The following is an 18,027-nucleotide window of genomic DNA, read 5'->3' on the forward strand; positions in this document are numbered from 1 at the left end:
CAGAGGCTCCGTAAAAAACTTCTGCCCATCCTCCGGAAAAGGGCCAGGGGTTTGCGGCCTTATCTCATAAGAACAGCCCCTCATCGGGGCTGTTCTCACACATCTAACATTCACAAAGGCGCATGGCAACCCGTCGTTCTTTACCGACCAGGCTTCTGCGGCTCATCCACATCCTCCCAACCCGTGATCATGGCTTTCAGATGAGCCAAAGGCGTATGGCCCGTGGTGATCATATAGACATGAATCACCACAAAGATCAGAAAGACAAAGGCTCCGGCCAGGTGAAGGAGGGCAAGAAGCCCCAGGTCCATGGAAAAGCCCGCCACATGCCAGTCGTTGTAGGTCCAGTACAAAAGTCCGGTCAGAACCTGCACCGGAACAATGGCGATGGCCACCCCCAGGTAGGTGAGCCTTTGCAGCGGGTTATGCTTCGCCTCAGCGGTTTTGGCCACAGGATGGGACTCTCCCCGGAAAATGCCCACAAGGTAGTAACGCAGCACTGCAAAAAGCTTACGCGTGGTGGGCACATAGTGCCGCCATTCCCCTGTGGTCGCTTGCCAGAAAACAATGAAGGCGAAAAGAATCAGCCAGGCGATCCCAAGGCGGTTGTGCCAGATCACAGCTGTCTTGAAATCCGGCCAGGAAAGATCCCCGTGTACGGCAAAGCCTGTCCAGAGCAAAGCGCAGATCAAAAGGGCCTGGGCCCAGTGCCAGAACCGCTCAAAACGCGTATAAAGATAAATCTTTTTCATTTTCTTCTTCCTCCCCGCCCCACTGTGCGTCCAAGGGCATGGGCACCCACACCCAGTACGGAAAGGGCGGTCAGCGCCCATCCCACCCGCGAGAAAAACCCGCCGCTGTCCCGGCCCGGCATGTAAACACCGGAAATACCCGCAAGCCGACTGCCGTGCCGAACATGGCACTCCCCACAGGAAAGGGCCTTTTCCTTAGGTGCCACCATGTGGGTGATGGGATAACGGAAGGTGGTTTCCACAAAATCCACCTTGCCGCTGAAGGGAAGCCCCGCCACAGCCATGCCTTCGGCCACAGCCCTTTCCCAGTCATAATCCGCCCAGTAGGCTCCGCTGCCCTTGGGACCAAACAGCTTGGGAAAAACCAGGGTTTTCAGCTCCGCATCATAGGGCTGCACGCCGCGATGCACCTTGAAAGGATAAATTCTGGCATTGGCCTCATCCGGCGCGGTGTCCACAAAATTCACCGCTACCACGGTTTCAGGATCAATTCTGTCCGTAACCAGGGTGTTCCGGATCACCCCTTTGAACCAGGCGTATTCGGGCATCGCATTTTTCGCCCATTCAAACACGCCTTTTTTACTGTCATAAACCGTTCTGCCGAGGTCTCCTGTCTCTTTGTAAGGCTTGCCCTCCCGCATCCGCCCCGCCTCAGACCAGTCCCAGAGCATCTTGGTGGGCAGCTCCCTGGCAAAGGTTGGAATATGGCAGGTCTGACAAGCCACCTTGTCCGTGTGATCATTGAGTTTGGCCGTGTTGCCATGGGGGCTTTCGCCATGGCAGGCCACGCAGGTGATACGGGAGGCCTGGTCATCTTCAAGGAGACTCTTATGATCCTGCACCGCAGGGGTCTGATAGCAGCGTCCCGCCACCTTGTGGGCCACAGTGGTGTGACAGCGGGTGCAGGAGAAATCTCCGCCCGCCTGGGACATGTGGACATCCAGATCTCTCGGTGGGTCAAAGAGAGAGGAATCCAGGTCTCCGTGCTTCACCCCGTCACCGCCGCCACCGTAAAAATGACAGACCCCACAATTATCCCGGGTGGGTCTTGCCACACTCTTTGCTGCGGCATTCCAGTCCGGAGGTTCAAAAAGTCTGCCGCTTTCGGGAAAACGCGTGGGCTTGTCCACAGGATGCCCCGCCCCTGACGGGTATTTTTCATAAGTGCCTGTCTGCTCATGACAGACAAGACAGTCAATGTTTTCTTCCTTGGTGAAATCAAAGGAAGCATCCTCCCACCCATAGCCCGCATGGCAAGACGTACACCGTGCTTCATTTCCGGGAATGCTGATGCAGAAGTTGTTCAGGGATTTTCCGGCTTTTCCCAGATCCCCATCCCCCGAGTGCGGACAAATCCAGGTCCAGTGGATGGTTTCCATGAACTGCTTTCCCGCATCATTGTGACAGCCAAGGCAGGCCTTGGTCACCTCCGGGCCGGAGCCGAAGGCCTGGCCCAGTTGCTCAAATCGGCTGTGATCCGCAGTAGTTGCGGGCGTTTTACCCCAGGCGGGCAGGCTCAGCACCAGGGCCAGAAGCCACACCCACCCAACACCTTTTTTTCCCATATCATCCTCCAGGCATGTCCGTTTTTGATGGATACATTCCCCAAGGAAACCGGAAGCATGAAAAAGGTTACATAAAAAAATCCCTTCCGCCCAGTCAAACCCCGGCCATGTTATGGGATCTCTTTTTCTCCGCGCACAAGGTTCTGAAGCCCCCGGACCACGGATGACATGAAATGCGCCTGGGCATTCATCTCCTCCGCAGCGCTGGCGGATTCTTCGGAGATGGCTGCGGAATTCTGCACCACAGACTCCATCGCCGCCACCGCGCGGTTAATCTGGGAGATTCCGTCCGCCTGCTCTGATGCTGCACAGGCGATTTCTCTCAAAAGACCTCCCACCGTACGGGTCTGCTCACTGACCCGGGTAAAGGACGCACCGGCCGTACCTGTCACAAGACTTCCCCTCTGTACCCGTTTCTGTATTTCATCAATCAAGGCTCCCGAATCCCTGGATGCTTCCGCAGCTTTGAGGGCCAGCCTTCGGACTTCTCCTGCCACAACGGAAAATCCCGCACCCGCTTCTCCGGCCCGGGCGGCTTCCACGGCGGCATTCAGAGCCAAAAGATTGGTCTGAAAGGCAATGGCATCAATGGAGCCCACAATTTCAGAGGCTTCTCCTCCCACCCGCGAAATGGCATCCATGGCTTCCTTCAGATCCTTCATGGCCTTTTCCGAATGCACCATTTCCTCTCCCACGGATCCCATCAGAGTGTCCGCCCTGCGCGCATTTTCTGCGGTGCGGGCTACCTGGGAAGCCATCTGTTCCAGGGAGGCCGCCGTCTCCTCAATGGCCGCCGCCTGACTGGAAGCCCCTTCGGCAAGGCGTTGGCTGGAATTGGAAACCTCTCCTGATCCTTCGGCCACCTGGGATGCACCATTTTTCAGGTCTTCCACCATTTTTTCCACAGGCTGGGAAACCCCCCGGCTGATCAGCACCGCAAAACCCAAAACCGCAAGACCTATACCGGAAAGGGCGAACAAAGCCGCAGCCAGAAGGTTACGCCGCACCTCCCTGTCTGCCCCGTCCAGAAACTGAATCACCTCAAAGGCCCCATGCACCTCGCCCACGCGCCAGTTTTCCATAGGCCCTCCTGTAATATCCCGACCGTCAGAACGCCCCCAGTATTCATGGGAAAGGGCGGGATCGCCATGGCAGTACAGACAGGTTTCTGAAAGACGCACAGGCAGAAAATACCGCACCGCATTCATTTCCGGATCCACCAGATAATACTCCGCAAGCTCCCCTTTGCTCAAAAGACGTAAGGCGTCGCGCTCCACCGTACTCTGGCTTCCATAGTCCGGCATGTTCTCAGGATTTCTGGGATAAAACTTAGGAACCCGAAAGCTGTAACCTCCGGCCTCGGCCTTTTTCATCGCCGCTTCCCAGGCCGTGACAACGGGGACAGCTCCCAGAACAGCGGCCATGCCATCGGGCCTTTCTGCAAAGGCCCTCAGGGCTTCCACGGAAAACATCTTTTTTTCCCACTTGGCGTCCATGGACTCCCGAACCGATTCTGCCATCAGACAGATGGCGCGGGCCTTTTCCACAAAGGCCTCAATGGTTTTGGCCCGAAAATTCCACGCATACACAGAAAAAAACAAGGCGCAGAGCAGTCCCATGCTCACAGCACAAAGCAAGATAATTTTCGACATCAGGGAAAGACGGGAAAGGGCCATGAAAAACCTCCTGCCAGGAAAAAGAAAGGAACAGGATACGCAAAAACCCTTAACAAAGGCACTGCCGGGAAGACATGAACAATCATGGGGTAACGGGTATGCACGAAAAAACATGAGGATGGAATACGGTACACGAAAAAGCAGGCCCAAGGCAAGCCCCGGGCCTTGCATCCGTCCAAAAGAGGATTTATTCTGCGATCAAGGTTTTTCAAGGCCCCAGGCTTTCTTGAAAATCCCTTACACCCATGCTCCAGCCCCCCTCTGCAACCTGAAGACAGGCCGTATGCGCTTTTTGAAACGCTCTGGCTCCGCAGCAAAAGGCCTTATTTTGCTCCCATAACCCCCTTTTCCGGGAAAAACGCCATGCACCTTTCCGATGAAAAAGTCTGCAAGTCCAAGCCCAGCGTCGCCCTTGTCTTCAGAGAAGAAATTCCTGAAATCACCGAAGCCATCATCCGCTCCTGCGAGGAACCCGGCAGCTTTACCCACATCAACCACGAACCCATCCCATCCCGGACAGAAGTGGTGTCCATTGTTCATGCCCTGCAAAAGCTTCTTTTTCCAGGGTATTTCAGCAGGGAGCCCCTGGATGCCACAAACCTGCGCTACAAGATCGGGCACAGCGTATCACGGCTTTTTGACACCGTAGCCCAGCAGATCATCCACAGCCTCCGCCACGACTGCTTCCGCTATGACCAGGTCTGCTCCCACTGCAATGAACAGGGCTATGAGACCGCCCGCAGGCTGTTCCGGGCCATCCCTGACTTACGCCGCATCCTCATGGCCGATGTGCACGCAGCCTATGATGGCGACCCCGCAGCCACAAGCCACGATGAAATCATCTTCTCCTATCCGGGAATTTTCGCCATTTCCGTACAGCGCATCGCCCATATTCTCTACCAGGACCAGATTCCCTTCATTCCCAGAATCATGACCGAATACGCCCACAGCGTCACAGGCATTGACATTCACCCCGGTGCCACCATTGGCGAACGCTTTGCCATTGACCATGGCACCGGCGTAGTCATCGGAGAAACCACCACCATCGGCGCCAATGTCCGTCTGTATCAGGGAGTGACCCTGGGTGCCCTTTCCCTGCCTCCGGATGCGGGCAACCGACTGCGGGGGAAAAAACGTCACCCCACCCTGGAAGATGATGTGATCATTTATGCCGGCGCCACCATCCTCGGAGGCAACACCGTAATCGGCGCACGCAGCATCATTGGCGGCAACGTCTGGCTCACCGAATCCGTACCTCCGGACACCCTGGTGGTCATGGAAGCGCCCAAACTCAGCTACAGGGCTTCGGGGTCCCACCCCCAGCAAGGAAAACCCGGCCATGATTTTGCGTGAACTCCGCCGGGAAATCCGGCTGCCCCTTTCTCCGGAAAGGGTGTTTCACTGGCACCGCCACAAAGACGCCCTCCTCCGCCTCAGTCCTCCCTGGGCCTGGCCTGAAGGCCTGCGGCAAGAAGGCAGCATCGAAACCCTGGGAAGGGTCTCCATGCGCATTCCCCTGGGTCCCCTGCGCCTGCCCTGGGAAGGAAGGCATACGGCCTGCGAACCGCCCTTCTTTTTTCAGGATGTCCAGACCCGAGGCCCCTTTGCCTTCTGGGAACACAGCCATTATTTTCACCCCCACGACCAAGGCTGCCGCATGGAAGACGTGCTGCGCTACGCCCTGCCCGCGGGTATTCTTGGGGATATAATCGCCGGGAAAGGCGTGGAGAAACGACTAAGGCGTCTTTTCGATTATCGCCACAAAATCCTTGAAGAGGATCTTACTCACCCGCCTGTCCAACCCATGCGCATCCTCATCAGCGGCAGCTCCGGCCTTGTGGCCGAAAGCCTCATTCCCGCCCTCACCACCGCAGGCCATACATGGATTCCCCTGGTCCGCACCCAGGGAATCCCCAAAACCCGCTACTGGAATCCGGAAAGGGGAGAGGCGGATCCCAAAATCCTCGAAGGTATTGATGCCGTGCTGCATCTCGGGGGGGAGCCCATTGGTGAAGGTGCCTGGACGCCGGAAAAAAAGGCCCGCATCCTCCAAAGCCGTGTGCTTGGAACACGTCTCCTCGCCCAGGCCATCCGTAAAGCCCACACACCGCCCAAAGTTTTCCTTTCTGCTTCAGCCATCGGTTATTATGGTAACCGCAAGGGCATCTTACTCACCGAGGACCATGGGAGGGGAGAAGGCTTCCTTGCCCATGTCTGCCAGAGGTGGGAAGAAGAGGCCATGGGCGTGCAGGATCTCTGCCCTGTGATCCGCCTGCGCATAGGCATTGGCTTAACACCCAGGGGAGGAGCCCTCTCCCGGCTGCATCCCCTTTTTTTCTCAGGGCTTGGCGGCGTCATCGGTAAAGGCCATGGATGGATGAGCTGGATTGCCATGGAAGACCTGGTGCGGGCGATCCGCTTCCTGCTTGAAACCCCCGGAATTTCCGGCCCCGTCAATCTTACCGCACCTCACCCTGTGCGAGCCAGGGATTTTGCCCGCATCCTGGCGCGCGTCCTCCACAGGCCGCAGGTCTTTCACCTTGCGCCCTCGCTGCTCCACGCTCTCCTCGGAGAAATGGGAAAGGAGGTCCTCATGACCAGCACCCGGGCCCTGCCTACAAGGCTTGAAGCTGCGGGCTTCCGCTTCCGATACCCCGACCTTGAAAGCGCCCTCGTCATGCTTCTGGGCGCGGATCCATGAAAAAAACGGAGACGCAGGAAAACCGCATGCGCAAAAGCCCTTTGATTCGCCCCTTTCCCGTGGCAGAATACAAAAAATGGCATCTGTCCTGATTTAGATGCTGGCAAAGCCTCCCCAAAAGGCCCCTGAGGCCCGGACAGACAGATTACGGACTACAGACGAGGGAACCCATGACATCCCCCTACAAACGCGGCATCACTCTCCTCATGATGCTGGCCATGGCCTTTGGTTTTTTTCATCTTTTTGTACCCAAGGCACTTCTGGCCTACGATTTTGAACGCCTGCACATCTTTCTTTTCAATCTCTGCAGCGGCGGCGCCCTTATCCTGTTTCACACCCGAAGAACTCTGCCCACAGGACCGAAAATCCCCCTCTTTCTGGGGTTCAGCCTTTGCTTTGCCCTCTGCGCTTTTCTTGAGATCTATCCCGCCGCCATGGTATGCGCCTTTCTTCTGGCCCTTCTTGTGGAGTCCGAACGCATCCGGATGTTCTCCCTTTTTCCCATGGATTTTTTCAAAGCCCGGGTCCCCGTTTCCCGGAAATTTCACCAGGCCTCCCTCCTTTGCCTTTCCATGGGCCTTTTCATCTCCGTTCCCGTCATGTTCAACGAGAGCTACGGAAACTGGATTTCCATGGAAAAGCTTACCCTGAATACTTTTTTTCTGGGATTTTCCTTTCCCGTATCCCTCATCACCATGAGCGTCATGTTTGAACTCATCGGTGACAACAGAATGCGGCTTACGCGGGTGCTCAAAAACATCGGCTTCTGGTCCGTAAACCTCGGTGTCATTATTTTTTTTATCTTCATTCTCTTTGAATGGCCTTTGCTTCAGCTTTTCATTTCTCTGATTCTTTTCGGAAGTGTTCTGCTCATCCTCATTCTTTTTCTCCAGGATCGTAAACAGGCCCAGGAAAAGGCCTTTCTCACTTCTGGCATGCTCTTTCTCGTTTTCACAGGCATCAGCGGCATTGCCTACATCATCCTCGAAATGAGTCCCTTTTATACCCGGGAGATGGGCAAGCTCATCCTGAAAATGCACAGTTTCGCTTCTCTTTACGGGTGGAATCTCAGCGGTCTTGTGGTCATCATGCGCTACACGGACTTCCCCATCCGCCTGCACTCCAGAAACCTGATTCTGACCCACTGGCTGGTGGTGCTGATCCTTGCACCCCTGGGATATTTTTCTCCCTTCGTCGCAGTGCTGGCCACCCTTTCTTACCTTGTCTTGCTGGAAACTCTTTTTTTCAGCGCCAGGGGCAGGACTGCCTTTGGAGAGGATACTGTCCAGGCCCAGGAAACCTGAAACAGCTCTGTATCAGAAAAACAGATCTCCACCAGGACCTGGCCCCTGACTCCCCTTTTCCAAAGCCCTTGCCGCAGGCTTCTCCAACAACCATACTTTATGGCATTGCTTTTGCTTGGATGTCATAAAGACGATGGATAGACCCCACCCAGAAAAGGAGATCCGCCATGACAGAAAAAGAACGCAAACGGTATAAAGTCACCATGGCCTGCCCCCAGTGCGGATGCAGCGCGGTCACCAACCTTTCCAAGGAAGAAATTCAAAAGCGTTTCGGAGATGTTCCCAATGTGGAGCTGGAATGCCATGAATGCATGCTCAAATACGAGGCGGCCCGCGCCGAGGCCTGTCCGGAATGGGATGCAGAGTGCCGCATGATGCAGGAAGGGAAGTCCCAGCACTGAAAATCCCCAGACTCTGTATAGAAAAATAAACTTTTTTGTATTGACAAACAGCAAGGTGCTGTTGCCATAGTCTTCGCTAAATATCTTTTATAGTCAAAAAGCATAAGCCAAAGAATCTGTCGCCACGGTATGCCCTGGTTTTTTCAAAAAAGACAAACAGCCCTCCAGCCCTTTGGAAAGGCGCAAAAGACTTCCGAAAGAAAGGAAAAAAAATGGCTTTTGATTTTAATGCAAATGAAATCTTTCAGATGGCTATCCAGATTGAACAAAATGGCGTCAAGTTTTACAGAAACGCCGCTGCCAATGTCCAGAAGCAGGAAGAAAAAGATCTGCTTCTCAAACTGGCCGACATGGAAGTGGACCACGAAAACACCTTTGCTTCCATGAAAAAAAGCCTGGCCGAAGACGAGAAGGCCAAAACCATCTTTGATCCCAACAATGAAACCGTTTTGTACCTCAAATCCTTAGCGGACACCCGCGTCTTTTTCCAGAAAACCATTGATACGACAAGCCTCAAGGAAATCCTCAAAGAAGCCATTGTTGCAGAAAAAGATTCCATCGTCTTTTACCTGGGCATGAAAGAGCTGGTTCCTGAGGGTAAGGGCAAAAATCGCCTGGACGCCATCATCAAAGAAGAAATGGGTCACATCCGCCTTCTCAGCAAAGAGCTTATGGCCATCAAGTAGCACAAAACAGGGCTTCCCCCCATGGAATCCCGACCCCATATACCCTGAAAACGCATATCGGAAATCCCGGTATGCGTTTTTTACTCCATCCTCCCTTCTTCCGCCACCTGGGCCAAACCTTCAGGATCACAGATTTCCAGGATGTTTCCCGTCACATTCAGATACCCTGCGGTGACCATACGGCCCAAAATCCGGGAAAGGGTTTCCGGACTTGTGCCCAGAAGACTTGCCAGCTGCGCCTTGGAAAGGGGCAGCACCAGGGAAGTTTCTCCTCCGCACTCCTCCTTCAGGGTGTTGAGGTAAGCGGCAAGCCGGGCTGGCACCTCCTTTAAGGCCAGATGCTCAATCTGGGTGGTAAACACCCGCAGCCGCCGGGATAAAACCGCCAGCATGGCAAGGGCCAACTCCGGCATATCCTTGAGTTTGTCGATAAAAACCTCCCTTGGCAGAAAAAAAAGCTGACAGGGTTCCAGGGTCTGGGCGCTGGCCGGATAGGGAATTCCTCCAAACATGGGCGCTTCGCCCACGGGCTCCCCAGGCCCCAGAATGTGCAGAATTTTCTCCTTACCTTCAAAGGTGGCCTTGAACACCTTGACCTTGCCCGACAAAAGTACAAAAAACCCCGTAGCCGCCTCGCCTTCCTGGAACAAAAGCTCGCCCCGTAAAGCCGCCCGACTCCGTCCCAGGGTCAGCACGGTTTTAAGGGCCCTGTCCTCCAGCCCTCCGAAAAGGAGGCTTCCTGCCAGAATTTCAATGATCTCCGCTTCTTTCATTTTTTCTTCCCATTTTCAAGGTATTGATCTGTATCAATTTCTTTTTGCCATAAAAGCTTTATCTTCTGCCTGGAATGAAACAAAAACCCGCCCCAGGGGGCGAAGGAGGATATCCATGAAGATTCTGCGCGACATCATTGAGATCGATGAACAAAAGTGTGACGGCTGCGGCCTCTGCATCCCTTCCTGCGCCGAAGGCGCACTGGCCATTGTGGACGGCAAAGCCCGCGTTATCCGAGATCCGCTCTGCGATGGCCTGGGCGCCTGCATCGGCGCCTGCCCCCAGGGCGCCCTCCGCATTGTCAAAAAAGAAACCCTGCCCTTTGATGAAGCCGCTGTGCACGCCCATCTTCATACCAGGGGCTGCCCTTCCGCCCAGGCCTCCCTCCTTGCTGCCCCAAGCCCCAAGGGAGACAGGCTTCCCATGGAATCGGCCCTTTCCCACTGGCCCATACAGCTGCGCCTCATCCCCCCCACAGCCCCCTTTCTCAAAGACGCTCACCTGCTCATTCTGGCAGACTGCGCAGCTGTGGCGGATCCCGCCCTGCACCAGGACCTTCTTCCTGGAAAAGTCGTACTCATGACCTGCCCAAAACTGGACAACGGCGAAGAAGCCGTGGAGCGCCTTGCCGCCATCTTCCGCCATTCGGGAGTCCAAGCCCTCACAACGGTCATGATGGAAGTCCCCTGTTGCGGTGGTCTCTCCCGCATTGTGAAAGAAGCCCTGAAGCGTGCCGAAAACACTCTGGACGCCCAGGAAGTCATCATCCAGCGCACAGGAAAAAGGGGCCGCCCCACCATTGCCCCCCAACCGCCACGGCTCTGCTGATGCTCAGATCAGAACCCGCTCTCCTCCGGTGCCCCGAAGGCCCTTGTCTCCAGAGGGGCCTCCAGGGGCAGAATCCCAGGCCAGAGCCGGTGCATGAGGGTGTCCGCAAGAAAAAGCTTCCGTGCAGCTTCTTCCGCGTCTCCATGCACCACTCGGCCGCCGGACAGCAAAAAGGTTTCCATGTTCCCCCGCTCCAGGGCCGCCTGTATACGTCTTGCAGAAAGAACGGTCCGTTCCATCCGCCTTCTCGCCCTCAGAAGGGGCTGGGGCCAGACTTCCACTCCGGAAACTTCGGCCAGTATCTCTGTCATCAGAATAAATGACGCCCTGAAAAAGGGAGGATCTGAAGAGAATGCAAGCAATCTCTCCAGAACCCCGGCCCCTGGTTTCACCGTATCCACCCCCAGGGTCCAGAGACGGTTGCGACAGAAGGCACGCAGGTTTTCCGGCAATACCGCATCCATCTGTTTCCACAGATCGCTATCCACATGGCGCTCCAGGCTCAACCGCTTCACAAAAGAGACGAGCATTTTCCCATCAAGGGGCAAGACCAGGGTCTTACCCTGCCCCAGATCAAGGATGGCGGAAGGGGTATTTTCCTGAAGCGACGTACATAGCCAGGCCAGCGCCGGAGCATCCCAGCCCCTGCCTTTCCAGAAAGGCAGAAGGGAAAGGCGCAGATCCTCGTCAGGAAAAAGCCATAATTCCTTCAAGATCCCGCCATTTTCCTCTTCTGTCATGGCAAGGGCCAGGTCTTCCACAGTCTCAATTCCAAGCGCATCTTCCGCAAAAACCCGCAAAGCCTTCCCCGGAGGACGGGGACTTTCCAAAAACGCCACAAGCCGGTCCCGCAGCCCGATTCTGCCTTCTTCCTGATACGCACTGTTGTAACCGCATGGGAACACCCAGGCTCCTTTCTTTGCATAAGGACCTGCCTTATGAAAATCATGGACTTTAAAAATACAATTCTTTAATAAGGAGAACGATATGTACGAGCTTCTTCCCCTGCTGGCCATCCTCGCCGTCTGGTACCTTCTTCAGGTATGGATTCTGCCGAAGATGGGCGTATCCACCTGACTGAAGGATGCTTGTCAGGTGACAAGAAGAGGAGAAAACCATCAAAAGAACACAAAAGGACATCCCCCGGAAGCAGGATCCGGACCTGGAGCTGATTCTGGCCATTAACCAAGGGGATACCCGACGTTTTGAAGATCTGGTGCGACGCTATCAGGACCGTCTGTACAACTTCGGCTTACGGATCTGCAAAGACACCCAGGATGCCGAAGACCTGGTACAGGAAACCTTCATTAATATTTTTCGATATCTGCCGGGCTTCCGCCAGGAAAGTCTTTTCAGAAACTGGGTATACCGCATTGCCGTGAGCGTATGTATCAAGATGCGGCGTCGTTCCAAATTCGCCCCTGAAAAGGAGCTTTCCCTGGAAGATGTCCTGCCCAAGGATGCGGCCCTGGCCCCGGAAGAGTTGCCCGAATGGGCAAAACAGCCTGCAGAACGTCTCCTCAACGAAGAACTGGGTGCAAAAATCAAGGCTGCCATCGACACGCTGCCCCCCACCTACAGGCTGGTGGTGGTGCTCCGCGACATGGAAGATTTCTCCACCGAAGAGACCGCTCAGATTCTTGATATTTCCCAGGCCAATGTCAAGGTCCGGCTCCACAGGGCACGTTTTTACATCCGGGAAGCGCTGAAAGGATACTTCACCCATGCCCCAGACCCCTCCTGAAATTCCGTCCCACTGCCTGGCTCTCTTTGATCGCTTTTCAGCCTATGTGGATGGGGAACTCCAAGGAGAAGAACGCCGAGCCCTGGAAGAACACCTCCAGCATTGTCCCAAGTGCCGGGTCTGCCTTGCCACCCTGACCCAGAGCATCCGTATCTGCAACCAGGTGGGCTCCCGGCCCGTACCCCAGTCCCTCTCCCTGAAGCTGGAAAATCTTGCAAAGAGTTTTCAGGTTACAGAGACTTAAAGTTTTTGAACTGAAAGTTGGCCTTCCCATGATCAAGAAAACGCCCTTTGGCAATACCCTTAAAGAGCAGCTCCAGGCCAATGCCCTGGATAAAGCCCATATTTTTCTCCTGGCAAACGGCCATATCCGGGGAACCCTGGTGCACGCCACCCGCATGATCCATGAAATGCGGGGAAACCACGAGCTGGGTATCCTGGAAACCCTGGTTCTGGGCCATGCGTACATCGCCGCATGCCTCATGGCCACTCCCCTCAAGGGGGAAGACCGCATCCAGCTCAAAATTGCATGTTCTGGTCCCATTACAGGACTTTGCGCAGAGGCCAACGCCCTGGGAGAAGTCCGGGGCTACTTGCATAAAAACCCCATCCCTGTAAAAGGGCCTGTGGAGAACCCGGACCTGTCTTCCTTTTTCGGTGCAGGCATTCTCACCCTCACCCGCCATACCCAGACCGCAAGACACCCCTTTACCGGGCAGGTGGCCCTGGCCTATGGCAATATCGCCCAGGACGTGGCCCACTATTATGCCACATCAGAGCAAACGCCCACAGCCCTGACCTTGAGCATACAGTTTGATGCCGCAGGAAACCTCGGGGCCGCAGGAGGCCTTCTGCTACAGGCCATGCCCGGAGCCACCCCCGAAGACATCCGTCGACTGGAAGAACAGGTCCGGTCCATGGAAAGCATTGGAGAAGCCTTTGGCAGAAAAAAAACAGCCGAAGATCTCATCCTCGGTGCCTTTGAAAACTTCAATCCCAAAATCATTGACCAGAGACGGGTGGAATTCTTCTGCCGCTGCACCGAGGATCAGATGATCCGCTATCTGAAAAGCCTGCCCCTGGAAGACAGGCAGGATATCCGGAAAAAAGGACCTTTTCCTCTGGAAATCACCTGCCACAACTGCAACTCCCGCTACAGCTTCTCCAGGGAACGCCTGGCCTCCCTTCTCTGAATTTCTTTCACCTTTCACGCACCGGTCTGCCGAGCAATCAAAAAAGGGTCCAGCTTACGCCAGGACCCTTTCAATGCAGACCACATACCCAAACGCTTAAATTGTCTTTTTTATCTGAAACCTTCCCCAGGCCCCCTGAAAGCCAGCAGCCCGGACATCCTTACAAATATGGGGTTCTTTTTGGGTTAAAAACGGATCTCATAACCCAGCAAAAGATTATAATCATCCTTGGTCCAGTTCCGGCCCTTTTCCTCAAAATTTGCATACAGCCTGCGCAGGTCCAGACGCACCGTGGCATTGCTCAGCACATGAAAACCAATGCCAGCCCGCGCTTCCCAGTAATATTCACCATCCTGCCAGGTCAAGGGCTTGGGAGCACCGGCAAACTGCGCTTCCACGCTCACAGGAATGGGCAGAGGATTCAGCCCTGCGTCCAGCTCATAGCCCATGCCAAAAAGAAAGGCGATCCCAACCGCCGAATTTTCCACAGTGGAGCGCCCATCTTCCGCTTCCAGATAAAACCCCCGGAACCCCACCAGATAACGAATCCCAGGCATGAACTGGTCATTTTTCACCCCCACGAGGCCAGAGAGCATCCTGTAATCATCATCTTTATAAACGCCCTCTCCACCCAGGGTCATAATACCATGATCCGTACCCATGTCCGCCATCAGGGATGCTGCAACCGTGGATTGGTTCACATACAAACCCGCTCCCATCCCCGCATAGGCGGGAATCCAGGCAAACATTACCAAAGCCAACCCCAAAAGCCCAAACCGCTTCATGATACTCCTTTTTCCATGTAAAAAGTGTCATTCACAAAACTGCTGAACCCGGTGTTACAGGACAGCGTTGCGCCCCAACACCCAAACTCCGGATGCAACGGCTCTCTTTTCCTCGGCTCTGCCACACAAAAGAATAGGCAGGGCCGGAGAATCTTCGCAGCCCCCTCCGCATCCCAAAGAAAAACCTTTTCCAAGTCCCAATACTACTTCGGTGCTTCCAGGCGCACCACCAGCACAGGCACGGGGCAACGACGGATCACACCATTGGCCGTACTTCCCAGCAGGAGATCTTCAAACTTGCTGTGACCACGGGTTCCCATGACCACAATATCAAACTCCCCTTCCACGGCTGTGTCAATGATGGTTTTCACAGGATGCCCCACCTTCACCATCACATTGTCACAGGAGGCAAAGCAATCCCCCACCTCATCGTGCAACTCCGCACAGGTTTCCTCTATGCGCTTTAAAACCGCATCCTTTGCACTGGCAAGCCGCTCATCCGTAAGGGAGCGCCAGCGGTCTATGCCAAAATAGAGGTCCATGTCAATGCCCGTGGACAGGGTCATTTCCTCGTAAATATCCGGAATGACGTGGAGACTGGACATTTCAGCGCCATAACGACCCGCAAGGCTCACGGCATAACGCATGGCGTCCCTGGCGGTTTCCGAAAGGTCTGTGGCATACAGTATTTTCTTGATCGAATGGTACATGGCAAGCTCCTCATTGAAGTCAACGAAACCCTTCCCATACCCCAGAGATCTCTGCCTCACGACAAACTTCGGCAAAGACCCACTGCCTTTTTACATTGTAGAAAATCCTGGTCTCAAAAAGCAAGAAAAAGGGTAACCCACCCATGTTCCAGGATCTCCTTCCCGCAAATCCCCGCAATAAAAAAAGGGCTTACGGTGTGATCCGTAAACCCTTATTTTTTGTTGGCGGGAGCGACGGGACTCGAACCCGCGACCTCCGGCGTGACAGGCCGGCGTTCTAACCAACTGAACTACACCCCCTTTTTTGCTGGTGGGCGAAACAGGGATCGAACCTGTGACCCACGGCTTGTAAGGCCGTTGCTCTCCCAGCTGAGCTATTCGCCCTCTTTGCAGCCACCCTTCCGCCGCAAAAGCGAGATCTATCTACCAGCATGTGTTTTCTGCGTCAAGCAAAAAAAAACAACTTTCTATTTTTTCTTTTTTGCCCTGGTTTTAAGCCCACCGGGCAGCAAGGCCTGCTCCAACACCTCGTCCATATGATTTACGGGGACAAGACGGACACGTTTTAATACTGAAGCAGGTATCTCCTTAATATCCTTCTCATTTTCCTTAGGATACAAAACCGTTGCAATCCCTCCCCGGTGGGCGGCCAGCACCTTTTCCCGCAACCCACCAATGGGCAATACCCGGCCCCGGAGGGTAATCTCTCCGGTCATGGCCACGTTTCTGTCCACAGCCCGGGCTGTGAGGGAGGAAACCAGGGCGGTACAGATGGCAATACCCGCACTGGGACCATCTTTAGGAATGGCACCTTCGGGAAAATGAATATGCAGATCCTTTTCCTTGTAAAAGCCCGGATCAATCCCTAAGTCTTCACTCCGGAAACGAACATAGCTCACCGCAGCCCGGGCGGATTCCTTCATCACATCCCCAAGCTTACCCGTAACCGTCACCTCGCCCTTCCCAGGCATCAGAACGGTTTCTATGGTAAGCAGCTCACCACCGGACTGGGTCCAGGCCAGCCCCGTCACAGCCCCCACATGGTGAGCCTCTTCCACCCGGCCAAAACGGTACTGATCCACACCCAGGTATTTCCGAACCCCTTCCACATCAATCACGAAGGGTGGTTTGCCGGATTTACGGACCAAATCCCTCGCCACCTTACGGCAGATGGCTGCAAGCTGCCGCTCCAGACTCCGGACTCCTGCCTCCCGCGTATGAAAGCGAATGATGTGATAAACCGCATTGCGGGTAAAACGAATCTGAGAGGCTTCCAGGCCATGCTGGCCAACCTGCTTGGGTATAAGGTGCTCTGTGGCGATGTGAAACTTTTCAATTTCCGTGTATCCAGGAATACGGATAATCTCCATGCGATCCTGAAGGGGGAGGGGGATGTCATGGAGGGTGTTAGCCGTGGTAATGAAAAGAATTTCGGAAAGATCGTACTCCAGATCCAGGTAATGATCTCCAAAAGCCGCATTCTGCTCCGGATCCAGGACTTCCAGCAGGGCCGCCGAAGGGTCTCCCCGGAAATCCATGCTCATTTTATCCACCTCATCCAGACAGAAAACAGGATTCCGGGTTCCGACCTTTTTAAGGCTCTGAATAATCTTGCCAGGCATGGCACCAATGTAGGTTCTCCTGTGCCCCCGGATTTCCGCTTCATCCCGCACCCCACCCAGGGAAAGGCGAACATACTCCCTGCCTGTGGCCCTGGCCACGCTGCGAGCCAGGGAGGTTTTCCCCACCCCCGGAGGGCCTACCAGACAAAGAATGGGACCCTTGATTTTCTGCACCAGTGTCTGTACGGCCAGATACTCAAGGATGCGCTCTTTGGGTTTTTCAAGCCCATAATGGTCCGCGTTAAGAACATTCTCGGCACTGTCAAGGTCCCTTGAGAGTACGGACAACTCGTTCCAGGGTAAGGCCAGGATCCAGTCCACGTAATTGCGCACCACCGTGGCTTCCGCCGACATGGGAGACATCATCTTCAGTTTACGGATTTCCGCCCGCACCCTGGCTGTGGCTTCTTCCGAAGGCTTTTTCTCTTCCAGACGCCGCTCCAACTCCTCCACCTCCTCAATGGAGTCCTCGGCATCTCCCATCTCCTTGCGTATGGCCCGGATCTGTTCATTGAGATAGTAGTGGCGCTGATTTTTTTCCATCTGTTTTTTAACCCGGCTGCGGATCTTCTGATCCATGGAAAAAATTTCCGTTTCCGTACGGATCAGATTCACAAGCAAAAGCATGCGTTCCGCAAGATCCTCCGTTTCAAGAAGCTGCTGCTTATCGGCGATCTTGAAGGCAAACTGGGCCGCAACCGCATCCGCAAGATGGGATGGATCCTGAATGGCCTCAATGGCATCCAGGGTTTCCGAGGCGATCTTTTTGTTTAAGCTTGCATATTCCCGATAACTTTCCATGACGGCACGAACTAAGGATAAAGCTTCCAGAGGCCTCACACCCGCCTCCGCAAGGGGGGCGACCTCCACCCGATAATATCCTTTCTCGCCCGTATCACACCCCAGCATACGAGCCCGAAAATCGCCTTCCACCAGGGCCTTTACCGTGCCATCGGGAAGCTTCAGCAACTGCAGAACGCGTCCCACGCAGCCAACCTTGGCCAGATCCTTTTCTTCGGGATCATCCACATCCGCTTCCACCTGGGATGTGAGAAAAACACGACGGTCATGGTCCATGGCCGCAGAAAGGGCGTGGATGGATTTTTTCCGGCCCACAAAAAGCGGAGCCACCATATGTGGAAAAAGCACCATATCCCGCAAGGGAAGAAGGGGAAGCATCAATACCGCCATATTATCATCCTTAGGATTGGAGGCACCTCTGGAAAAAATCCTCTCCCACACACGTTTCGGGAAAAAACATCCTGGGCGCATCAAAGGCACAAAAA

17 protein-coding genes and 2 tRNA genes are annotated in these 18,027 nt (G+C 54.7%); 9 read left to right on the top strand and 10 right to left on the bottom strand.

All coding sequences use genetic code 11. The annotated features are described in order from the left end of the window. Nucleotides 1-140 precede the first annotated feature (140 nt). The 3 genes from RBR60_RS02790 to RBR60_RS02800 form a co-directional block, all read right to left on the bottom strand. Nucleotides 141-752 (bottom strand): cytochrome b/b6 domain-containing protein, encoded by a 612-nt coding sequence (locus tag RBR60_RS02790; RefSeq protein ID WP_320354274.1) that lies wholly within the window; start codon nucleotides 750-752, stop codon nucleotides 141-143. Continuing rightward, nucleotides 749-2,317 (bottom strand): tetrathionate reductase family octaheme c-type cytochrome, encoded by a 1,569-nt coding sequence (locus tag RBR60_RS02795; RefSeq protein WP_320354275.1) that lies wholly within the window; start codon nucleotides 2,315-2,317, stop codon nucleotides 749-751. Before RBR60_RS02795 ends, RBR60_RS02790 begins: the two co-directional genes overlap by 4 nt. Before the next feature lie 110 nt (nucleotides 2,318-2,427). Then, nucleotides 2,428-3,993 (bottom strand): methyl-accepting chemotaxis protein, encoded by a 1,566-nt coding sequence (locus RBR60_RS02800; protein WP_320354277.1) that lies wholly within the window; start codon nucleotides 3,991-3,993, stop codon nucleotides 2,428-2,430. A gap of 363 nt (nucleotides 3,994-4,356) precedes the next feature. On the opposite strand from RBR60_RS02800, the gene epsC reads away from it, so the two are divergent. The 5 genes from epsC (at nucleotide 4,357) to RBR60_RS02825 (ending at nucleotide 9,085) form a co-directional block, all read left to right on the top strand. Continuing rightward, nucleotides 4,357-5,346, top strand: a complete 990-nt coding sequence (gene epsC / locus RBR60_RS02805) for a serine O-acetyltransferase EpsC (RefSeq protein WP_320354278.1) — start codon at nucleotides 4,357-4,359, stop codon at nucleotides 5,344-5,346. Continuing rightward, on the top strand, nucleotides 5,333-6,694 hold the full coding sequence (locus RBR60_RS02810; protein WP_320354279.1) for a TIGR01777 family oxidoreductase: 1,362 nt from the start codon (nucleotides 5,333-5,335) through the stop codon (nucleotides 6,692-6,694). Before epsC ends, RBR60_RS02810 begins: the two co-directional genes overlap by 14 nt. A 170-nt stretch (nucleotides 6,695-6,864) precedes the next feature. Next, nucleotides 6,865-7,998 carry a hypothetical protein gene (locus RBR60_RS02815; RefSeq protein WP_320354280.1) on the top strand — a complete coding sequence of 378 codons (1,134 nt, stop codon included), beginning with the start codon at nucleotides 6,865-6,867 and terminating at the stop codon, nucleotides 7,996-7,998. A gap of 167 nt (nucleotides 7,999-8,165) precedes the next feature. Next, the gene (locus RBR60_RS02820) at nucleotides 8,166-8,399 is read left to right on the top strand and encodes a hypothetical protein (RefSeq protein WP_320354281.1); all 234 of its coding nucleotides are present in this window, start codon (nucleotides 8,166-8,168) and stop codon (nucleotides 8,397-8,399) included. A 212-nt stretch (nucleotides 8,400-8,611) separates the two neighbouring features. Further along, nucleotides 8,612-9,085 carry a ferritin family protein gene (locus RBR60_RS02825; protein WP_320354283.1) on the top strand — a complete coding sequence of 158 codons (474 nt, stop codon included), beginning with the start codon at nucleotides 8,612-8,614 and terminating at the stop codon, nucleotides 9,083-9,085. An 80-nt stretch (nucleotides 9,086-9,165) separates the two neighbouring features. Here RBR60_RS02825 and RBR60_RS02830 read toward each other — a convergent pair whose 3' ends face one another. Then, nucleotides 9,166-9,858 carry a Crp/Fnr family transcriptional regulator gene (locus tag RBR60_RS02830; RefSeq protein ID WP_320354285.1) on the bottom strand — a complete coding sequence of 231 codons (693 nt, stop codon included), beginning with the start codon at nucleotides 9,856-9,858 and terminating at the stop codon, nucleotides 9,166-9,168. Between the two features lie 115 nt (nucleotides 9,859-9,973). Here RBR60_RS02830 and RBR60_RS02835 point away from each other — a divergent pair, with 115 nt between their 5' ends. Then, nucleotides 9,974-10,687 carry an ATP-binding protein gene (locus tag RBR60_RS02835; RefSeq protein ID WP_320354287.1) on the top strand — a complete coding sequence of 238 codons (714 nt, stop codon included), beginning with the start codon at nucleotides 9,974-9,976 and terminating at the stop codon, nucleotides 10,685-10,687. Between the two features lie 8 nt (nucleotides 10,688-10,695). On the opposite strand, the gene RBR60_RS02840 is transcribed toward RBR60_RS02835, so the two are convergent. Next, nucleotides 10,696-11,592 carry a hypothetical protein gene (locus RBR60_RS02840; RefSeq protein ID WP_320354288.1) on the bottom strand — a complete coding sequence of 299 codons (897 nt, stop codon included), beginning with the start codon at nucleotides 11,590-11,592 and terminating at the stop codon, nucleotides 10,696-10,698. A gap of 275 nt (nucleotides 11,593-11,867) precedes the next feature. On the opposite strand from RBR60_RS02840, the gene RBR60_RS02845 reads away from it, so the two are divergent. From RBR60_RS02845 to RBR60_RS02855, 3 genes are read left to right on the top strand one after another with little or no spacing between them, the layout of a single operon-like run. After that, the gene (locus tag RBR60_RS02845) at nucleotides 11,868-12,431 is read left to right on the top strand and encodes an RNA polymerase sigma factor (protein ID WP_320354345.1); all 564 of its coding nucleotides are present in this window, start codon (nucleotides 11,868-11,870) and stop codon (nucleotides 12,429-12,431) included. Beyond that, nucleotides 12,412-12,675, top strand: a complete 264-nt coding sequence (locus RBR60_RS02850) for a zf-HC2 domain-containing protein (RefSeq protein WP_320354289.1) — start codon at nucleotides 12,412-12,414, stop codon at nucleotides 12,673-12,675. The genes RBR60_RS02845 and RBR60_RS02850 overlap by 20 nt, the downstream gene beginning before the upstream one ends. 28 nt (nucleotides 12,676-12,703) lie before the next feature. After that, nucleotides 12,704-13,624, top strand: a complete 921-nt coding sequence (locus RBR60_RS02855) for an Hsp33 family molecular chaperone HslO (protein WP_320354290.1) — start codon at nucleotides 12,704-12,706, stop codon at nucleotides 13,622-13,624. Between the two features lie 185 nt (nucleotides 13,625-13,809). Here the strand turns inward: RBR60_RS02855 and RBR60_RS02860 are convergent, their stop codons facing one another. From RBR60_RS02860 to lon, 5 genes are all read right to left on the bottom strand, one after another. Beyond that, nucleotides 13,810-14,409, bottom strand: a complete 600-nt coding sequence (locus RBR60_RS02860; RefSeq protein ID WP_320354291.1) for a hypothetical protein — start codon at nucleotides 14,407-14,409, stop codon at nucleotides 13,810-13,812. A gap of 203 nt (nucleotides 14,410-14,612) precedes the next feature. Then, nucleotides 14,613-15,119, bottom strand: coding sequence for a universal stress protein (locus tag RBR60_RS02865; RefSeq protein WP_320354292.1), 507 nt, complete (start codon nucleotides 15,117-15,119; stop codon nucleotides 14,613-14,615). Nucleotides 15,120-15,342: 223 nt separating this feature from the next. Beyond that, nucleotides 15,343-15,419, bottom strand: a tRNA-Asp gene (locus RBR60_RS02870). Between the two features lie 8 nt (nucleotides 15,420-15,427). Beyond that, a tRNA-Val gene (locus RBR60_RS02875) sits at nucleotides 15,428-15,503 on the bottom strand. Between the two features lie 83 nt (nucleotides 15,504-15,586). Further along, nucleotides 15,587-17,932, bottom strand: coding sequence for an endopeptidase La (gene lon / locus RBR60_RS02880; protein ID WP_320354294.1), 2,346 nt, complete (start codon nucleotides 17,930-17,932; stop codon nucleotides 15,587-15,589). Between the last annotated feature and the right edge of the window lie 95 nt (nucleotides 17,933-18,027).

The organism is Desulfobotulus sp. (assembly GCF_034006065.1).
In the GTDB taxonomy this organism is placed as follows: domain Bacteria; phylum Desulfobacterota; class Desulfobacteria; order Desulfobacterales; family ASO4-4; genus Desulfobotulus.